We start from the raw sequence: 17,644 nt of genomic DNA, 5'->3' as shown, positions 1-17,644 counted from the left end.
GGGTCCGCCGGCAAGGGCGCGAGCCCGGGTCCGCCGGTCCCCCGTCGGACCCACCTTGCGCCCCACCGCCCCCCTCGTGGTTCCCTGGCGCTCATGAGCATCACCGTGACCACCTGGCACCTGGAGCAGACCTCGCCCTTGGATCTGCGGCCCGCTGCCGCTCCCGGGGACGATGTGCGCATCGTGCGCGCCGAGGTGCCGTCGCCCGAGTTCAGCCGTTTTCTGTACACGGCCGTCGGCGGCGACATCCGGTGGACCGACCGGCTCACGATGACGTACGCGCAGTGGGAGGAGGTGCTCGGCCGGCCGGGCACCGAGACCTGGGTGGCGTACGACCGGGGCACGCCGGCCGGCTACGCGGAGCTGGAGGCCCAGGACGGCGGCTCGGTGGAGATCGTCTACTTCGGCCTCGTCCCGGCGTTCCGGGGGCGCGGCATCGGCGGCCATCTGCTGTCGTACGCGACGGCGAGGGCCTGGGACCTGGCGGAACGCCGGCCGGGCAGCACGCCGACGAAGCGCGTCTGGTTGCACACCTGCTCCAAGGACGGTCCGCACGCCATGGACAACTATCTGCGGCGTGGCTTCTCCCTCTTCGACACGACGGTGGAAGAGGAGCAGGAGTCGCCCACGCCCGGCCCCTGGCCCGGCGCTCACGGCTGAGTGACCCGCGGCACACGTCTCACAGTACGGGACATCTCTGTCCACATCGTGGATAATGGTGGACTGCCGCCGGATTCGCGTGACACGCTTCCGTCATGTCTCGAGCTGGAATTGCCTTGGTGAGTCGGCGGCACGTCGACCTCGGCCGCATGTCCAGCGCCATCTGTCCGGTCTGCTGACAGACCAGCACAGCCGAGCATTCCCCACTGAGCAACCGCCCTGCGCACAGCCGCGCCTCCGCGCGAGTGTGCAGCTCAGAGCCGCCCTCCTGCAGTCTCGAAGGACGTACAGCCATGGCCTCCACCCCCGAAAAGCCCACCCCCGCCGCGTCGCGTCGCAAGACCGGACGTCACCGCGGCGAGGGCCAGTGGGCCGCAGGGCACATGACGCCGCTCAACGCCAACGAGCAGACCAAGAAGGACGACGACGGTCTCAACGTGCGGACACGCATTGAGACGATCTACGCCCAGCGCGGCTTCGACTCCATCGACGGCGCCGACCTGCGCGGACGGATGCGCTGGTGGGGTCTCTACACCCAGCGCAAGCCCGGCATCGACGGCGGCAAGACCGCGATCCTGGAGCCCGAGGAGCTGGACGACAAGTACTTCATGCTGCGCGTCCGGATCGACGGCGGACGACTGACCACCGAGCAGCTGCGGGTGATCGGCGAGATCTCCGAGGAGTTCGCGCGCGGCACCGCCGACCTCACCGACCGGCAGAACGTGCAGTACCACTGGATCCGTATCGAGGACATGCCGGAGATCTGGCGCCGCCTCGAAGGCGTCGGCCTCTCCACGACCGAGGCCTGCGGTGACACTCCCCGGGTGATCCTCGGCTCGCCCGTCGCCGGTATCGCCGAGGACGAGATCATCGACGGCACGCCCGCCATCGAGGAGATCCACCGCCGGATCATCGGGAACAAGGCCTTCTCGAACCTCCCGCGCAAGTTCAAGTCCGCGGTCTCCGGTTCGCCGCTGCTGGACGTGGCGCACGAGATCAACGACATCGCCTTCGTCGGCGTGAACCACCCCGAGCACGGCCCCGGTTTCGACCTGTGGGTCGGCGGCGGGCTCTCCACCAACCCCAAGATCGGCGTCCGGCTGGGCGCCTGGGTGCCGCTGGACGAGGTGGCCGACGTCCACGAGGGCGTCATCTCCATCTTCCGCGACTACGGATACCGCCGGCTGCGCACCCGCGCCCGGCTGAAGTTCCTGGTCGCCGACTGGGGACCGGAGAAGTTCCGTCAGGTGCTGGAGGACGAGTACCTCCGGCGCAAGCTCGTCGACGGCCCCGCGCCCGAGCAGCCCGTACAGCAGTGGCGCGACCACGTCGGTGTGCACCGGCAGAAGGACGGCCGGTTCTACGTCGGGTTCGCCCCGCGGGTCGGGCGCATCGACGGCGCCACCCTCACCAAGATCGCGGACGTGGCCGCGGAGCACGGCTCCGGCCGGCTGCGGACCACCGTCGAGCAGAAGATGATCGTGCTCGACGTCGAGGAGGACCGGATCGAGTCGCTCGTGTCCGGCCTGGAGGCGCTCGACCTGCGAGTGAACCCCTCTCCCTTCCGGCGCGGCACCATGGCCTGCACCGGCATCGAGTTCTGCAAGCTGGCGATCGTCGAGACGAAGGCGCGCGGCGCCTCGCTGATCGACGAACTCGAGCGGCGCATGCCCGAGTTCGACCAGCCGATCACCATCAACATCAACGGCTGTCCCAACGCCTGCGCCCGGATCCAGGTCGCGGACATCGGCCTCAAGGGCCAGTTGGTCCTGGACGACGAGGGCAATCAGGTGGAGGGCTTCCAGGTGCACCTCGGCGGTGCGCTCGGCCTGGAGCCCGGTTTCGGCCGCAAGGTCCGCGGGCTGAAGGTCACCTCCGCCGAACTGCCCGACTACGTCGAGCGGGTCCTCAAGCGCTTCGAGGCCGAGCGCGAGGGCGACGAGCGCTTCGCCACCTGGGCGGCGCGTGCCGACGAGGAGGCCCTCTCATGAGCGAGCGCGCCGCCCCGTTCTACTGCCCCTACTGCGGTGACGAGGACCTGCGTCCGAACGAGCAGGGACACGGCGCCTGGGAATGCGCGGCATGCAACCGGGCCTTCCAGTTGAAGTTCCTCGGGCTGCTGACCCGTGGACTTCAGCGCAACGACGGTGGAGGGGACGAGATATGACGCCGACTCGCACGAATCTCAAGCAGCTCGCCGAGCAGGCCGGGCGGGAGCTCGAGGACGCGCCGGCCCTGGACATCCTGAGGTGGGCGACCGAGACCTTCGGGCCGCGCTTCTGCGTCACCTCCTCGATGGAGGACGCGGTCGTCGCCCATCTCGCCTCCCGCGCCCTGCCGGGCGTGGACGTCGTCTTCCTCGACACGGGCTACCACTTCGAGGAGACCATCGGCACGCGGGACGCCGTCGAGGCCGTGATGGACGTCAACGTCATCACGCTCACCCCCCGCCAGTCGGTGGCCGAGCAGGACGCCGAGTACGGCCCGAAACTGCACGACCGCAATCCCGACCTGTGCTGCGCGCTGCGCAAGGTCAGGCCGCTGGAAGAGGGCCTGACCGCATACGACGCCTGGGCGACCGGGCTGCGCCGCGACGAGTCCCCGACCCGGGCGAACACCCCGGTCGTCGGCTGGGACGAGAAGCGGCAGAAGGTCAAGGTCTCGCCGATCGCCCGCTGGACGCAGGACGACGTGGACGCCTACGTCGCCGAACACGGCGTCCTCACCAACCCGTTGTTGACGGACGGTTACGCCTCCGTCGGCTGCGCGCCCTGCACCCGCCGGGTGCTGGAAGGCGAGGACGCACGCGCCGGCCGCTGGGCCGGGAGCGGCAAGACCGAGTGCGGGCTGCACGGCTGATGAACGACGACGAGAAGCAGCGGGAGAAACACGTGACTGGGGCCACTGTCTGGCTCACCGGTCTGCCGAGTGCCGGCAAGACCACGATCGCCTACGAACTCGCCGCACGGCTGCGCGCCGACGGGCACCGCACCGAGGTGCTCGACGGCGACGAGATCCGTGAGTTCCTCTCGGCGGGCCTGGGCTTCAGCCGCGAGGACCGCCACACCAACGTCCAGCGGATCGGCTTCGTCGCCGAACTGCTGGCGTCCAACAGCGTCACGGCCCTCGTCCCGGTGATCGCGCCGTACGCGGACAGCCGCGAGGCGGTGCGCAAGCGGCACGCGGCGGAGGGCACCGCGTATGTCGAGGTGCATGTCGCAACCCCGGTGGACGTCTGCTCCGAGCGCGATGTGAAGGGTCTCTACGCCAGGCAGGCGGCGGGCGAGATCAGCGGGCTCACCGGCGTCGACGACCCGTACGAGGAGCCGGCGAACCCGGATCTGCGGATCGAGTCGCAGAACCAGACCGTTCAGCAGTCCGCGGCGGCGCTGCACGCGCTGCTCATCGAGAAGGGCCTGGCATGACGACGAGCGTCAACCATCCGAGTGGGGACGTCGACAGCCCGTACGCCCTGTCGCATCTGGACGCCCTGGAGTCGGAGGCCGTCCACATCTTCCGCGAGGTGGCGGGTGAGTTCGAGCGGCCGGTGATCCTCTTCTCCGGCGGCAAGGACTCCATCGTCATGCTGCACCTCGCGCTCAAGGCGTTCGCGCCCGCTCCGGTCCCCTTCACGCTGCTGCACGTCGACACCGGGCACAACTTCCCCGAGGTCATCGAGTACCGCGACCGCACGGTCGAGCGGCACGGCCTGCGTCTGCACGTGGCGTCCGTGCAGGAGTACATCGACGCCGGCACCCTGCGCGAGCGGCCCGACGGCACCCGCAACCCGCTGCAGACCGTCCCGTTGACCGAGGCGATCCAGCAGCACCGTTTCGACGCGGTGTTCGGCGGCGGACGGCGCGACGAGGAGAAGGCGCGCGCGAAGGAGCGGGTCTTCTCGCTGCGCGACGAGTTCTCGCAGTGGGACCCGCGCCGGCAGCGCCCCGAGCTGTGGCAGCTCTACAACGGCCGGCACGCGCCGGGCGAGCACGTCCGGGTCTTCCCGCTCTCCAACTGGACCGAGCTGGACGTCTGGCAGTACATCCAGCGGGAGAAGATCGAACTGCCGGAGATCTACTTCGCCCACGAGCGCGAGGTGTTCGCCCGCAGCGGTATGTGGCTGACCGCCGGCGACTGGGGCGGTCCCAAGGAGTCCGAGTCGGTGGAGACCCGGCTCATCCGCTACCGCACGGTGGGCGACATGTCCTGCACCGGCGCCGTCGACTCGGACGCCACCACGCTCGATGCCGTGATCGCCGAGATCGCCGCCTCCCGGCTCACCGAGCGGGGCGCGACCCGTGCCGACGACAAGATGTCCGAGGCCGCGATGGAAGACCGCAAGCGCGAAGGGTACTTCTAGCCATGACGACCACCACCGGGCAGCTCGCCGGGATCTCGGCCACCACCCTGCTGCGTTTCGCCACCGCGGGCTCCGTCGACGACGGCAAGTCCACGCTGGTCGGACGGCTGCTGCACGACTCCAAGTCGGTCCTCACCGACCAGTTGGAGGCCGTGGAGCACGCCTCCCGCTCACGCGGCCAGGAGACGCCGGACCTGGCGTTGCTCACCGACGGCCTGCGGGCCGAGCGGGAGCAGGGCATCACCATCGACGTGGCGTACCGCTACTTCGCCACCGCGCGCAGGCGGTTCATCCTCGCCGACACCCCGGGCCATGTGCAGTACACCCGCAACATGGTGACCGGCGCGTCGACGGCCGAGCTCGCGGTCGTGCTGGTCGACGCGCGCAACGGCGTGGTCGAGCAGACCCGCCGGCACGCCGCCGTCGCCGCTCTGCTGCGCGTTCCGCACGTCGTCCTCGCGGTGAACAAGATGGACCTCGTCGACTACGCCGAGCCCGTCTTCGCCGCCATCGCCGAGGAGTTCACCGCGTACGCGGCCTCTCTCGGGGTGCCGGAGATCACCGCGATCCCGATCTCCGCGCTCGCCGGTGACAATGTGGTCGACCCGTCCGCGAACATGGACTGGTACGGCGGCCCGACCGTGCTGGAGCACCTGGAGACGGTGCCGGTCAGCCACGATCTGACGAGTTGCCACGCCCGGCTGCCGGTGCAGTACGTGATCCGGCCGCAGACCGCCGCACACCCGGACTACCGGGGCTACGCGGGCCAGATCGCGGCGGGTACCTTCCGGGTGGGTGAGCAGGTGACCGTGCTCCCGGCGGGACGCACCTCGAAGATCGCGGCGATCGACCTGCTCGGCAACGCGGTGGACGTCGCCTGGACGCCGCAGTCGGTGACCCTCCTGCTGGAGGACGACATCGACATCTCGCGCGGCGATCTCATCGTGCCGAGCGACGACGCCCCGGCCACCACGCAGGACATCGAGGCGACGGTCTGCCATGTGGCGGACCAGCCGCTGACGGTGGGCCGCCGGGTGCTGCTGAAGCACACCACCCGCACGGTCAAGGCGATCGTCAAGGAGATCCCCTCGCGGCTCACCCTCGACGACCTCTCCCAGCACCCGAACCCGGGTCAGCTGGTCGCCAACGACATCGGGCTGGTGAAGGTGCGGACCGCCGAGCCGCTCGCGCTCGACTCGTACGCGCACTCCCGGCGCACCGGATCGTTCCTGCTGATCGACCCCGCCGACGGCACCACGCTGGCCGCCGGCATGGCGGGCGATTCCTTCGCGACCAACGCCGAGGCCGTGCAGGCGGCCGACGACGACGCCGAATGGGACTTCTGATGACTGACGTCTTTTCCACCTTCGCGAAGGAGGGGGGCCGCGTGGGCAGCGGCACCCTCGGCGCGGGATCCGGGGGTGTCGTGCGATGTGCGCGCTGACCCGAATGCACGACCGGACCCCGCACCACAGACGAAGACACAGACCAGTCGACCTCCCGGCCACGCTCCGTAGGACGTGACCGCCGGGCCTCCGAGAGGAACACCTCCCGTGCCTGCCACCCGTACCACCCTGCGCCGCGGTATCGCCGCCGCCGTCGCTCTGCCGCTGCTGGTCGGCGCACTCGCCTCCTGTGGATACGGATCCCAGGCCGAGAAGGACGACAAGGTCGCTCCCGTCGCGAACGGCAAGAAGCTCTCCGCCGACAGCGTGAAGCTCGGCTACTTCCCGAACCTGACGCATGCGACCGCCCTCGTGGGCGAGCAGGAGGGCATCCTCCAGAAGGAACTGGGCGGGACGCAGATCAAGTCCACGACGTTCAACGCCGGTCCGTCCGAGATCGAGGCGCTGAACGCGGGCGCGATCGACATCGGCTTCATCGGCCCCTCCCCCTCGGTCAACGCCTACACCAAGTCCAAGGGGAAGAACCTCCGCATCATCGGCGGTTCCGCGTCCGGCGGCGTGAAGCTGGTGGTCAACCCCAAGAAGATCAAGACCCTGGACGACCTCAAGGGCAAGAAGATCGCCACACCCCAGCTGGGCAACACGCAGGACGTGGCCTTCCTCAACTGGATCAGGGAGAAGGGCTGGAAGGTGGACGCCCAGAGCGGCAAGGGCGACGTCTCCGTGGTCCGTTCGGACAACAAGATCACCCCGGACGCCTACAGGTCCGGCTCCGTGGACGGCGCGTGGGTGCCGGAGCCGACCGCGTCCAAGCTGGTCAGCCAGGGCGCCGAGGTCCTGCTGGACGAGTCCGCCCTGTGGCCCGACAAGAAGTTCGTCATCACGAACATCATCGTGTCGCAGAAGTTCATCGAGGAGCACCCCGACATCGTCGAGGCGCTGCTGCGCGGCACGGTGAAGACGAACGCCTGGATCAACGCCAACCCGGACAAGGCGAAGACATCGGCCAACGCCAAGCTGAAGGCGCTCACGGGCAAGGGGCTGCCGGCCGACATCATCGACCCGGCGTGGAAGTCCGTGCAGTTCATCGACGACCCGCTGGCCGTGACCCTGCAGGCGCAGGCGGACCACGCGGTGAAGGCGGGGCTGCTGGAGAAGCCGGACCTGAACGGCATCTACGACCTGAGGTCGCTGAACAAGGTCCTGAAGGCCGAGGGCAAGCCCGAGGTCGCCGACGCCGGTCTCGGCGTCAAGTAACCACCCAAGCCCACGTTCCCAGGAGGTGACGACCATGGCCAGCACCCTCACCAAGGACCAGGCCGAGGAGCGCACGACGGCCGGGCACGCCGCCCGTCTCGAGCGTGTCTCCAAGTCCTTCGCAGGACCTGCCGGACAACAGCTCGTCCTGGACGACATCACTCTCGACGTCGCGCCGGGAGAGTTCGTCACACTCCTGGGAGCGTCGGGCTGCGGTAAGTCCACGCTGCTCAATCTGGTCGCCGGGCTGGACGCGCCGAGCGCCGGGGCCATCGAGACCCCCGGCGGCCGGCCGGCCCTGATGTTCCAGGAGCACGCGCTGTTCCCGTGGCTGACCGCGGGGAAGAACATCGAACTCGCGCTGCGGCTGCGCGGAGTCGCCAAGGCCGAGCGGCGCACCGAGGCCGAGCGGCTGCTGGAGCTCGTACGGCTCAGCGGCGCGTACGGCAAGCGGGTGCACGAGCTGTCGGGCGGTATGCGCCAGCGCGTCGCCCTGGCCCGTGCGCTGGCGCAGGACAGCCAACTGCTGTTGATGGACGAGCCGTTCGCGGCGCTGGACGCGATCACCCGGGACGTGCTGCACGACGAGCTGACCCGGATCTGGCGCGAGACGAACGTGTCCGTGCTGTTCGTGACCCACAACGTCCGCGAGGCCGTCCGGCTGGCCGAGCGTGTGGTGCTGCTGTCCTCCCGTCCGGGGCGCATCGCCCGCGAATGGACGGTGGGCATCCCGCAGCCGCGCCGGATCGAGGACGCCGCCGTGGCGGAACTGTCGATCGAGATCACTGAACAACTGCGTGGGGAGATCCGCCGACATGGCCAGCACTGAGACCACCGCGAAGGTCACCAAGTCCGACGACCTCGCCGGGCTCGAGGCCGGCCTGGACGCCCTGGACACGGTGCAGTCGCACCGCACCCCGGTGCGCGAGGTGCTGCTCAAGAAGGTGCTGCCGCCGCTCACCGCCGTCGCGCTGGTGATCGTGGTCTGGCAGGTGCTGGTGTGGGCGAAGGTCACCGACGAGGGCAGTCTGCCCGCGCCGTCCGCCGTCTGGAACAGCGTGTCCGACCTGTGGCTCCAGGGCAGTCTGCTGGAGATCGTGTGGACGAGCATCTCGCGCGGCCTGCTCGGCTTCCTCCTGGCGCTCGCCATCGGCACGCCGCTGGGCCTGCTGGTCGCACGGGTGAAGTTCGTCCGGGCTGCGATCGGACCGATCCTGTCGGGTCTCCAGTCGCTTCCGTCGGTGGCCTGGGTGCCGCCGGCCGTGATCTGGCTCGGGCTGAACAACCAGATGATGTACGCGGTGATCCTGCTGGGCGCCGTCCCCTCGATCGCCAACGGTCTCGTCTCCGGCGTCGACCAGGTGCCGCCGCTGTTCCTGCGGGCGGGCCGGACGATGGGAGCGACGGGCCTGCGCGGCACCTGGCACATCGTCATGCCGGCCGCGCTCCCCGGCTATGTGGCCGGACTCAAGCAGGGCTGGGCCTTCTCCTGGCGCTCGCTGATGGCCGCGGAGATCATCGCCTCGTCGCCCGATCTCGGTCTCGGACTCGGCCAGTTGCTGGAGAACGGCCGCAACAACTCCGACATGCCCGGGGTGTTCCTGGCGATCATTCTGATTCTGATCGTCGGTATCGCCATCGACCTGCTGATCTTCAGTCCGCTGGAGCGCGCGGTGCTGCGGGGCCGCGGCCTCCTCGTCAGGAGCTGAGTGACGTCATGCCCCGACCCGTACTGCTCGTCGTCGCCCACGGCAGCCGCGATCCGCGGCATGCCGCGACCGTCCATGCGCTGGTGAACCGGGTTCGTGCCCGGCGGCCGGGGCTGCGGGTCGAGACGGGCTTCCTGGACTTCAACGCGCCGTCGGTGCCGCGTGTCCTGGAGCGGCTGGCGGCGGAGGGCACGGAGGAGGTCGTGGCGCTTCCGCTGCTGCTGACGCGCGCCTTCCACGCCAAGTCGGACATCCCCGCCGTGCTGCGGGAGGCGTCGGGGAGGCTGCCGCGGCTGCGGGTGCGCCAGGCGGAGGTGCTGGGCCCCTCGCCGCTGCTGCTCGCCGCTGTGGAACGAAGGCTGCGGGAGGCCGGGCTCGGCCCGGCCGACAAGCGCTCGACCGGGCTGGTCCTGGCCTCGGCGGGCTCCACGGACCCGGAGGCGATCGCAGTGATCGCAGAAGTAGCGCGGGAGCTGCGGGACACCGGTTGGTGCGCCGTGCGGCCTGCGTTCGCCTCCGCATCACTGCCCCGCACCGAGGACGCGGTGCGTTCCCTGCGGGCCGAGGGCTGCGCGCGCGTCGCGGTGGCCCCGTACGTCATCGCACCGGGACGGCTGCCGGACCGGATCGCGGAGGGTGCCGCCGAGGCGGACGTCCTGGCGGACGTGCTGGGCCCCTCGCCCGAGTTGGTCAGCCTGCTGCTGGAGCGGTACGACGAGGCGCGGGCCGGGCACCGGATCGCGGCCACTGCCTGACGGCGGGCCGGCGGCCCCCGCCGGACGGATCGCGCGCACCGTGCCGCACGGGCGCGCCCTTGCCGGGCCGACCAGGGCGATCAGGGCAGTCAGGCGCCGAAGCCGGTCTCGTGCGCCCACAGATGGGCGCAGTTGGAGCACTGGAGCTGGAGTGTGCTGCCCCGGCTGGAGAGCAGATAGCGCCAGTGGGTGCCGCACGAGCGGCCGGCCAGGCAGACCCCGCAGTCCCGGTGGTCGGCACATCCGGGGCACCGCACCCAGGCCCGCCGCCCGGCATCGGCCGTGGGATCAAGCGGCAGCACGGCCCTCGCCCTCCCCTCCCGGAAGGACGCCGGCCGCGACCAGCCGGTCGTAGGTCTCCTGCTGCTCGGCGTCGAGGTTCGAGTAGAGCTGGCGGTACGCCTCCTGCTCGCCCGCCAGCACGGCCAACGGGTCCCAGTCGTCCCCGAGCGCATGGAGCACCGCGGCGCGCCGCCGCACCTCGTCATGGGTCAGGTCCATCTCGAACTCGTGGAGATCCGGAGTCTGGTCGTGGATCATGCCTTGCTTCTCCCGCCGGGTCGCTGACCGAACCCGACGTGTCTATCAAGAGCATCCGAACCGAGGAAGCGTCAGCTCAAAGGGGTCGTCACCACCTGAAACGGACGGTCGACCCACTGAAGTCACCATCTGCACATATGGGACAAAGTCATCGGAAGCGGCGGTTCGTGTGAGGGACTCCACAGGGCCTGCCGACCCCGTCCGACCGCTCTCGCCCACCGGGGCGCGGTGCTCTCGGACCCGTCTCGGGCCGGTGGTCCGCGGTGCCCTCAGGCCCGTGGGTCACGGCCGCTCGTCGCGAGCGCGCGCTCGAAGGCCGTGGCGTCCCCGGCCGTCGGGACGGGGTCGGCGAAGCCGTCGTACTGCCGGAAGACCTCGGCGTGCTCCTCGACGACCGTCAGCACGAACGCGCCCGTCCGCTCCGGGAGACTGAAGGTCTGGCCGGTGGAACGGGCCAGATCCCAGCCATGGAGGGCCAGTTCCTTGACGATGAGCGAGGCGATCTCCGCGGCGGGCATCACGGTGAAACCGAGGTCCACCTCCCCCTCCCAGGCCTCCGGCACCGACCAGGCCTTCAGCGCACGCTCCAGCTGGGCCGCGTACTGATCGGCCCACGCCGGCTCGGCGGTGAAGTCCCGCCGTACGAGGTCGTCGGGCAGCTGGACGCGCAGGGCGCGGTGCTCCAGTCCGTGCGAGGAGTACAGGACGAGGTGGTTGGCGAGCTCCCGCACGGTCCAGGCGTCACAGACGGACGGCATGGTCAGCTGGTCGGGGCTCACAGCGCGGGCGACACGAGCGGCCTCGGCGGCACAGGTCGTCAGGTGCGGGTGAATGCTGTTCATGCCCTCGACGCTAGAGCGACGCCTCCGACGGGTCTTGAAGAATCGCGACAGCCTCGTCGACCAGGGCGGTCAGCTCGGCGACGGTCATCGAACCGGCGGGCCGGCGCTCGCGGGCGAAGCTGTTGGCGACGCGCTGGAGGGTGTCGTTGACCGGGGTCGGAACACCGTGCAGCCGGCCGAGCAGGGCGATCTCCCCGTTGAGGTAGTCGGACTCGATCGTGCCCGTACCGCGGTCGAGCGACTGCCAGGACGAGCCGCCGCGCCGCTCGGAGCCGTCGAAGGGATCGAAGCGGATCTTGTCGGTCCGCACCTCCTTCTGCTCCTCCTCACCGGCCACCTCGATGCCCGCGGCCGCGAGGACCACGCGGCCCTCCGCCATCACCCGCCGGGCGAGGGCGACTGCGGCCTCGTCGGCGATGACCCCGGTAGCGGCCTCGATGGCGTTGGCGAGGTTGCTGGTGAGCTTCGCGTACTTCCAGCGCATGACGTCGGCGACGACCGGGGCGAGGAAGTTCGACTTCTCCAGGTCGGCGGAGACGCGCCGGGCGGTCTCGTCCGTGCCGCCGGGGAAGCGGCCGATGTGCAGCACGCCGGTCAGCGGGCGGCCCGACGCCGAGACGGCGCCCGGTTCGAGGTGGGTGGCGGGCAGATAGACACACATCCCGTAGACCCTGCGGAACCGGCGCAGCGCGAGTCGTTCGCTCTCCACGCCGTTCTGCGCGCAGACCAGGGGCAGCCGCTCCGACGCGGTGCCGCCGCCGTCCACGGGCTGCGCTGCCCAGTCCTCGAGCGCGGCCGTGCTGTCCTGCGTCTTCACGGAGAGCACCAGGACATCGTCGGGCGTCAGCCGTACGGCGTCGGCGCGGTCGACGACCGGCAGCCGGTGCGTGCCGGTGCCGTCCGCCGTGGTCAGGCGCAGCCCGCCGTCCCGAAGCGCCGCGTAGTGCGCCCCGCGTGCGACGAGCACCACCTCATGGCCGGCCTCCGCCAGCCGTCCGCCGATCGTGCCGCCGACCGCCCCTGCCCCGATGATGATGTAGCGCATGTGTACGAGGCTCGCACAGCCGCAGTCGGTCTCGCACGGGCCCGCGGTGACACAAACGTGGCGTGGCGGTGACGGCCACGGGGCGCGCACGGTTCACCATCGAGGGAAGGAGGCCGACATGTCGTTCCACTACCACAAGCGGATCACCATCATCCCCAAGCTGCTGCACCTCACCATCGGCTCGCACGGCTGGTCCTGGACTCTCGGCGGGCGCCGCGCCCACCTCACCCGGGACAGCCACGGACACCGCAGCGCGTCGGTACGGCTGCCGGGCGGCTTCAGCTGGCGCCGGCACTCGCGGCGGCACTGATCCACAGGCGGGTCAGCTCCGCGTGAGTTCGACCAGCTTGACGACCGTGTTCCAGTTGCGGCTGGTGGCGACAATGCCCCGGCTGAACCGTGGCCTGCCGAGCACCTCGGCGAGCTTGGAGCGCCCGAGCCCGTTCGGTGCGTAGAGGTACAGTGCCCGGTCGCCGATCCGGAACTCCTCGGGGGCGTAGTCGGCCGGGTCGATCTCCGCGAACCGTTCGGGCCCGACGTGGTCCGAGAGATACGTGACGTGGAGTTGCCTGCCCTCCAGCTCGGCCGCGGGGAACGGGCAGTTGTCGGCGATCGCCCGCAGATAAGCGGCGTCGCGTACGAGACAGTCGACGCGGAAGCCGAAACGGCCCTCGATGCCTCGCTCCAGCTCCACGGCGAGGGACTGTTCGTCGCCGGAGGCCGCGTCGAAGACGGCGTTGCCGCTCTGGAGGTGGGTGGCGACGGCCTTGTGACCCAACTCCTCGATGAGTGCGCGGAGTTCGGCCATGGGCACTCTGTTGTGCCCGCCCACGTTGATTCCGCGCAGAAGTGCCGCATACCTCATGGTCATCGGCACACCCTAAGGCGACCGCCGCGCCCCGTGGGGGAGGGCGCGGCGGCCGCCGGTTCAGCGCGGGTGGGCGTCGGTCACTCGACGACCTTCAGCAGCTTGTTGGGCGTGCCGGCGCTCGGGTTGGAGATCTTGTCGGCCGTGGCACCGTCGGTGAGGGCCTTGGCGACCTGCTCCGGGGTGGCGTCCTGGTGGCCGGCGAGGTAGACGGCCGCGGCACCGACGACGTGGGGCGTCGCCATGGAGGTGCCGGAGATCGTCTTGGTGCCCTCGTCACTGTCGTTCCACGCCGAGGTGATGTCCGAGCCCGGGGCGTAGATGTCCACGACCTCGCCGAAGTTGGAGAACTCCGACTGTGCGTCCTCCTTGGTGGAGGAGGCGACGGTGATGGCCTCGGTCACCCGTGACGGCGAGCCCTGCCCCGCGTCCGAGGACTCGTTGCCGGCCGCGACCGCGAAGGTGACCCCGGCTGCGACCGCCTTGCGTACGGCCTCGTCGAGCGCCTCGTCCGCGCCGCCGCCGAGGCTCATGTTGGCGACGGAGGGGCCCTTGTGGTTCTTGGTGACCCAGTCGATGCCCGCGACGACCTGCTCCGTGGTACCGGAGCCGTTGTTGTCGAGCACCCGGACGGCGACGATCTTCGCCTTCTTGGCGACACCGTGGCTCGCGCCGGCGATGGTGCCGGCGACGTGGGTGCCGTGGCCGTTGCCGTCGTCGGCGTTGTCGTCGTTGTCGATCGCGTCGAAGCCGCTGGTCGCCCGGCCCTCGAAGTCCTTGTGCGTGACCCGGACTCCGGTGTCGATCACGTACGCCGTCACCCCCTCGCCCGCGCTGTCGGGGTAGGTGAACTTCTTGTCGCCCGCCGTGTCGGCCTGGTCGACACGGTCCAGGCCCCACGACGGCGGGTTGTCCTGCGTCGCGTTGGCCTTGAACTTCTTGTTCTGCACGACCTTGTCGACCGCGGGGTCGGCGGCGAGGCGCTTGGCCTCGGTCTCCGTGAGGCCGCTCGCGGAGAAGCCGTTGATGGCGGAGCCGTAGTTGCGCTGGAGCTTGCCGCCGTACTCGGTGGCCAGGTCCTGCTTGTCGGCCTTCTTGTCCAGCATCACGATGTAGCTGCCGGCGACCGCGCCTTCGGCGTTGGCCCCGAATATGGTGCCTTCGGCGAGAGTTGCCGCACCGGCGAAGGACGTGCCGAGCACGGTCACTCCGGCCGCTGCCGCGACAGCTGTGATGGCAGCGGTGAGCTTCATCCTGCTCGTGCGCTTGTGATCTGCCATGAAGAGGGGTCTCCTCGTCATCATTTGTGGGGGGATTGGCCCTCGGCCGGAAGATCTCCGGGGGCTGGTTCGAAACCCTGACCGATTGACGCGCCCAGATCAAGACCTTCATGCAGCTGTTACTCAGACAACAAGGTTCCGTAATAAGAAACCGGCCAGGGCCGCCCACATCGGACGAGAGCCCCATCTGCCGCTACATGTAAGGGGCTTCGATCCTTCTTGTCGGGGATGCGCCCGGTCCGAAAGGAGGAGATGACGGCCTCCCGGGGTCACCGCCGGGCAGGAGGAGACGGCCTGAATGTGCCCCTAGCGTCAGAACCGAGACGCAGGCGCCGTGTTCGCGTCCGGGAAAAGGGGGCAGCTGTCATGGAGAACGCAGGGAGAGGACCGCGCGGTCTCGCCGCGCGGGCAGGCGGCTGGAGCGCCCGGCACCGATGGGCCGCGGTGGGGATCTGGGTGGTGTTCGTCCTGGTCGCCATGGTGGCCGGCTCGGCCGCCGGCACGGTGGAACTGAAGGACAGCGACCAGTTGAAGGGGGAGACCACCCAGGCATCGAAGATCACCGAGGACGCCGGGGTCGACGAGCCCGCGAGCGAGTCCGTACTCCTCCAGGCGCGGAACGACTCCCTCACGGCCACCGACGCGGAGTTCCGGTCGGCGGTCGACGCGGTGATGAAGGCGGTGAACGCCACCGGTGAAGTCAGCGGCGTGACCTCGCCGTACACCACCCGGAGCATTTCGAAGGACGGGCGCAGCGCGCTCGTCCAGTTCGATGTACGCGGCGAGGCCGAGACCGCGGGCGAGCGGATCGAGCCTGTGCTGAAGGCTGTTGCCGATGTGCAGGACCGGCATCAGGAGCTGCGGATCGAGGAGATCGGCGGCGCCAGTATGAACAAGACGTTCGACGACGCCTTCGGTGACGATTTCAAGCAGGCCGAACTCTCCGCCGTGCCGGTCGCGCTCGGCATTCTGCTGATCGCCTTCGGCGCGCTGGTGGCGGCGCTGCTGCCGGTCGCCCTCGCCATCACCGCCATCATGGCGACCATGGGGCTGATGGGTGTCGTCAGCCATGTCATGCCGATGAGCGAGACGGCGAACTCGGTGATGCTGCTGGTCGGTCTTGCGGTCGGCGTCGACTACTGCCTCTTCTATCTGCGCCGTGAGCGCGAGGAACGGGCCGCCGGGCGCGACGCACACACCGCGATGCAGATTGCCGCCGCGACCAGCGGCCGGGCCGTCATCGTCTCCGGAGTGACCGTGTGCGTGGCCATGGCGGGCATGCTGTTCACGGGCATCGGGGAGTTCGAGTCCATGGGCCTCGCGTCACTGATCGTGGTGGCCGTGGCGATGGCCGGCTCCGTGACCGTCCTTCCCGCGCTGCTGTCCCTGCTCGGCGAGCGGGTGGAGAAGGGGCGCATCCCGTTCCTCAACCGTGCCAAGCGCGGCACGAACGGCGAGAGCCGGCTGTGGACCGCGGTCCTCGGCGGAGTGCTCAAGCGACCCCTGGTCTCCCTCGTGGTCGCCGCGGGCGCGCTCGTGGCCATCGCCCTGCCCGCGATCGGAATGAAGACCCAGAACCTCACGCTGGACCAGGAGTTCGGCGACTCGGTGCCGATCGTGGCGACGTACGAACGAGTCAATGAGGCCTTCCCCGGCGGCGCCGACCCGGCCGAGGTCGTCATCAAGGCGGACGACATCAACGCCGCGCCCGTGAAGTCGGCGATCGCCGACTTCCGTGCACAGGCGGTGAGTTCGGGCGCGTCCATGGGACCGGTCGAGGTCGTCACGCACGACGCCGAGAACATCGCCTTCATCTACGTCCCGCTGGTCGGCGGTTCCGACCAGGAGAAGGCGGAGAAGAGCCTGGGCATCCTGCGGGAAGAGGTCCGGCCCGCGACGCTCGGCGCCCTCGACGGCGTCGAGGCGCCGATCAGCGGCCAGGTCGCCGGCTCGAAGGACTTCAACGACCAGCTCACGGGGTCCGTCGCACCGGTCTTCGCCTTCGTGGTGGTGTTCGCCTTCCTCCTGATGCTGCTGTCGTTCCGCTCTCTGACGATCGCGGTCACCTCGATCGTGCTCAACCTGCTGTCGGTGGGGGCGGCGTACGGAATCCTGACCGCCGTCTTCCAGCACGGGTGGGGCGCGTCACTGGTGGGCGCGGAGGGCGTGGGCGCGATCATCTCCTGGCTGCCGCTGTTCCTCTTCGTGATCCTGTTCGGGCTCTCGATGGACTACCACGTGTTCGTGGTCTCGCGGATCCGCGAGGCGAAGATGCAGGGCCGCGACACGCGCGACGCGATCACGCACGGCGTGGTCACGACCGCGGGAGTGGTGACGAGCGCGGCGGTCATCATGGTGGCCGTGTTCGCCATCTTCGGGACGCTGTCGATGCAGTCCATGAAGCAGATGGGCGTGGGCCTGGCCGCGGCGGTGCTGATCGACGCGACGATCATCCGCGGAGTCCTGCTGCCGGCGGTGATGGCGCTGCTGGGCGAGAAGAACTGGTACTTCCCGAGGTGGCTGCGGTGGCTGCCGGACATGACGCACGACGAGCCGGTGGTTCCGGTGGAGACGGGAGCAGGAGTGCGGGGCCATGACGACGACGGGCGCGGTGCACCGGTAGCGGTCTAGGAGCCTTGGGTACGGGGGAACTCGGCCCCGCGGCTCCGGACCGAGGTGCCCGATCGCGGGGCCGGGGCTCCGAACCGGGGCGCGGGCAGGGGACTCCGGACCCGGCACGGCGCTCCGAACCGAGGCGCGGGCTCGGGGCTCCGAACCGGCACGGCGCTCCGAACCGAGGCGCGGGCTCGGGGCTCCGAACCGGCACGGCGCTCCGAACCGAGGCGCGGGCAGGGCCCTCCGTGCACCCCCTCTGACGCACTGCCCCCGTGACACGTCCCCGACCCGCGTCCCCGACCCTTG

20 protein-coding genes are annotated in these 17,644 nt (G+C 70.0%); 14 read left to right on the top strand and 6 right to left on the bottom strand.

The window, feature by feature from the left end:
• Positions 1 to 93: 93 nt before the first annotated feature.
• The 12 genes from ABTX78_RS04370 to ABTX78_RS04315 all read left to right on the top strand — a co-directional run bounded on the left by ABTX78_RS04370 (position 94) and on the right by ABTX78_RS04315 (position 10,147).
• On the top strand, positions 94 to 660 hold the full coding sequence (locus tag ABTX78_RS04370) for a GNAT family N-acetyltransferase (protein WP_352205299.1): 567 nt from the start codon (positions 94 to 96) through the stop codon (positions 658 to 660).
• A gap of 95 nt (positions 661 to 755) precedes the next feature.
• Positions 756 to 839, top strand: coding sequence for a putative leader peptide (locus ABTX78_RS04365; RefSeq protein WP_351448512.1), 84 nt, complete (start codon positions 756 to 758; stop codon positions 837 to 839).
• 114 nt (positions 840 to 953) lie between these two features.
• Entirely contained in the window at positions 954 to 2,651 is a 1,698-nt protein-coding gene (locus tag ABTX78_RS04360; RefSeq protein WP_352205298.1) for a nitrite/sulfite reductase, read from the top strand.
• Entirely contained in the window at positions 2,648 to 2,827 is a 180-nt protein-coding gene (locus ABTX78_RS04355; RefSeq protein WP_313943447.1) for a hypothetical protein, read from the top strand. The genes ABTX78_RS04360 and ABTX78_RS04355 overlap by 4 nt, the downstream gene beginning before the upstream one ends.
• The gene (locus tag ABTX78_RS04350) at positions 2,824 to 3,519 is read left to right on the top strand and encodes a phosphoadenylyl-sulfate reductase (protein WP_352205297.1); all 696 of its coding nucleotides are present in this window, start codon (positions 2,824 to 2,826) and stop codon (positions 3,517 to 3,519) included. Before ABTX78_RS04355 ends, ABTX78_RS04350 begins: the two co-directional genes overlap by 4 nt.
• 32 nt (positions 3,520 to 3,551) lie before the next feature.
• Positions 3,552 to 4,085, top strand: a complete 534-nt coding sequence (cysC, locus tag ABTX78_RS04345) for an adenylyl-sulfate kinase (RefSeq protein ID WP_502993760.1) — start codon at positions 3,552 to 3,554, stop codon at positions 4,083 to 4,085.
• Positions 4,082 to 5,020: a sulfate adenylyltransferase subunit CysD gene (gene cysD, locus ABTX78_RS04340; protein WP_340476068.1), complete on the top strand. Its 939-nt coding sequence runs from the start codon at positions 4,082 to 4,084 to the stop codon at positions 5,018 to 5,020. The genes cysC and cysD overlap by 4 nt, the downstream gene beginning before the upstream one ends.
• Positions 5,021 to 5,022: 2 nt before the next feature.
• The gene (locus tag ABTX78_RS04335) at positions 5,023 to 6,366 is read left to right on the top strand and encodes a sulfate adenylyltransferase subunit 1 (RefSeq protein ID WP_352205295.1); all 1,344 of its coding nucleotides are present in this window, start codon (positions 5,023 to 5,025) and stop codon (positions 6,364 to 6,366) included.
• Between the two features lie 207 nt (positions 6,367 to 6,573).
• Positions 6,574 to 7,683 carry an aliphatic sulfonate ABC transporter substrate-binding protein gene (locus ABTX78_RS04330; protein ID WP_352205294.1) on the top strand — a complete coding sequence of 370 codons (1,110 nt, stop codon included), beginning with the start codon at positions 6,574 to 6,576 and terminating at the stop codon, positions 7,681 to 7,683.
• A gap of 34 nt (positions 7,684 to 7,717) precedes the next feature.
• Complete coding sequence (locus ABTX78_RS04325) at positions 7,718 to 8,512, top strand: ABC transporter ATP-binding protein (protein WP_352205293.1); 795 nt, start codon at positions 7,718 to 7,720, stop codon at positions 8,510 to 8,512.
• On the top strand, positions 8,499 to 9,392 hold the full coding sequence (locus ABTX78_RS04320) for an ABC transporter permease (RefSeq protein WP_352205292.1): 894 nt from the start codon (positions 8,499 to 8,501) through the stop codon (positions 9,390 to 9,392). The genes ABTX78_RS04325 and ABTX78_RS04320 overlap by 14 nt, the downstream gene beginning before the upstream one ends.
• An 8-nt stretch (positions 9,393 to 9,400) precedes the next feature.
• Positions 9,401 to 10,147, top strand: coding sequence for a sirohydrochlorin chelatase (locus tag ABTX78_RS04315; RefSeq protein WP_352205291.1), 747 nt, complete (start codon positions 9,401 to 9,403; stop codon positions 10,145 to 10,147).
• 89 nt (positions 10,148 to 10,236) lie between these two features.
• On the opposite strand, the gene ABTX78_RS04310 is transcribed toward ABTX78_RS04315, so the two are convergent.
• The 4 genes from ABTX78_RS04310 to ABTX78_RS04295 form a co-directional block, all read right to left on the bottom strand.
• Positions 10,237 to 10,449, bottom strand: a complete 213-nt coding sequence (locus ABTX78_RS04310) for a hypothetical protein (RefSeq protein WP_352205290.1) — start codon at positions 10,447 to 10,449, stop codon at positions 10,237 to 10,239.
• On the bottom strand, positions 10,436 to 10,687 hold the full coding sequence (locus ABTX78_RS04305; protein ID WP_352205289.1) for a DUF6400 family protein: 252 nt from the start codon (positions 10,685 to 10,687) through the stop codon (positions 10,436 to 10,438). Before ABTX78_RS04305 ends, ABTX78_RS04310 begins: the two co-directional genes overlap by 14 nt.
• A gap of 269 nt (positions 10,688 to 10,956) precedes the next feature.
• On the bottom strand, positions 10,957 to 11,529 hold the full coding sequence (locus ABTX78_RS04300) for a TIGR03086 family metal-binding protein (protein WP_352205288.1): 573 nt from the start codon (positions 11,527 to 11,529) through the stop codon (positions 10,957 to 10,959).
• Positions 11,530 to 11,539: 10 nt separating this feature from the next.
• Positions 11,540 to 12,574, bottom strand: a complete 1,035-nt coding sequence (locus ABTX78_RS04295; protein ID WP_352205287.1) for a ketopantoate reductase family protein — start codon at positions 12,572 to 12,574, stop codon at positions 11,540 to 11,542.
• Between the two features lie 118 nt (positions 12,575 to 12,692).
• Between ABTX78_RS04295 and ABTX78_RS04290 the strand changes: the two genes are divergently transcribed.
• On the top strand, positions 12,693 to 12,884 hold the full coding sequence (locus ABTX78_RS04290) for a DUF4236 domain-containing protein (RefSeq protein ID WP_352205286.1): 192 nt from the start codon (positions 12,693 to 12,695) through the stop codon (positions 12,882 to 12,884).
• Between the two features lie 12 nt (positions 12,885 to 12,896).
• Here ABTX78_RS04290 and ABTX78_RS04285 read toward each other — a convergent pair whose 3' ends face one another.
• Together ABTX78_RS04285 and ABTX78_RS04280 are read right to left on the bottom strand one after the other, a co-directional pair.
• A complete protein-coding gene (locus ABTX78_RS04285; protein WP_352205285.1) occupies positions 12,897 to 13,445 on the bottom strand; it encodes a DUF1697 domain-containing protein in 549 nt (182 codons plus the stop codon).
• A 77-nt stretch (positions 13,446 to 13,522) separates the two neighbouring features.
• The gene (locus ABTX78_RS04280; RefSeq protein ID WP_352205284.1) at positions 13,523 to 14,722 is read right to left on the bottom strand and encodes a S8 family peptidase; all 1,200 of its coding nucleotides are present in this window, start codon (positions 14,720 to 14,722) and stop codon (positions 13,523 to 13,525) included.
• Between the two features lie 366 nt (positions 14,723 to 15,088).
• On the opposite strand from ABTX78_RS04280, the gene ABTX78_RS04275 reads away from it, so the two are divergent.
• On the top strand, positions 15,089 to 17,353 hold the full coding sequence (locus ABTX78_RS04275; RefSeq protein ID WP_352205283.1) for an MMPL family transporter: 2,265 nt from the start codon (positions 15,089 to 15,091) through the stop codon (positions 17,351 to 17,353).
• The last annotated feature ends 291 nt before the right edge of the window (positions 17,354 to 17,644 follow it).

Origin of the sequence: Streptomyces sp. NPDC096193 (assembly GCF_040302905.1) — a bacterium.
GTDB lineage: Bacteria > Actinomycetota > Actinomycetes > Streptomycetales > Streptomycetaceae > Streptomyces.
The sequence above is the reverse complement of the archived record's forward strand: the minus strand, read 5'-3'. Positions and strand labels throughout refer to the sequence as shown.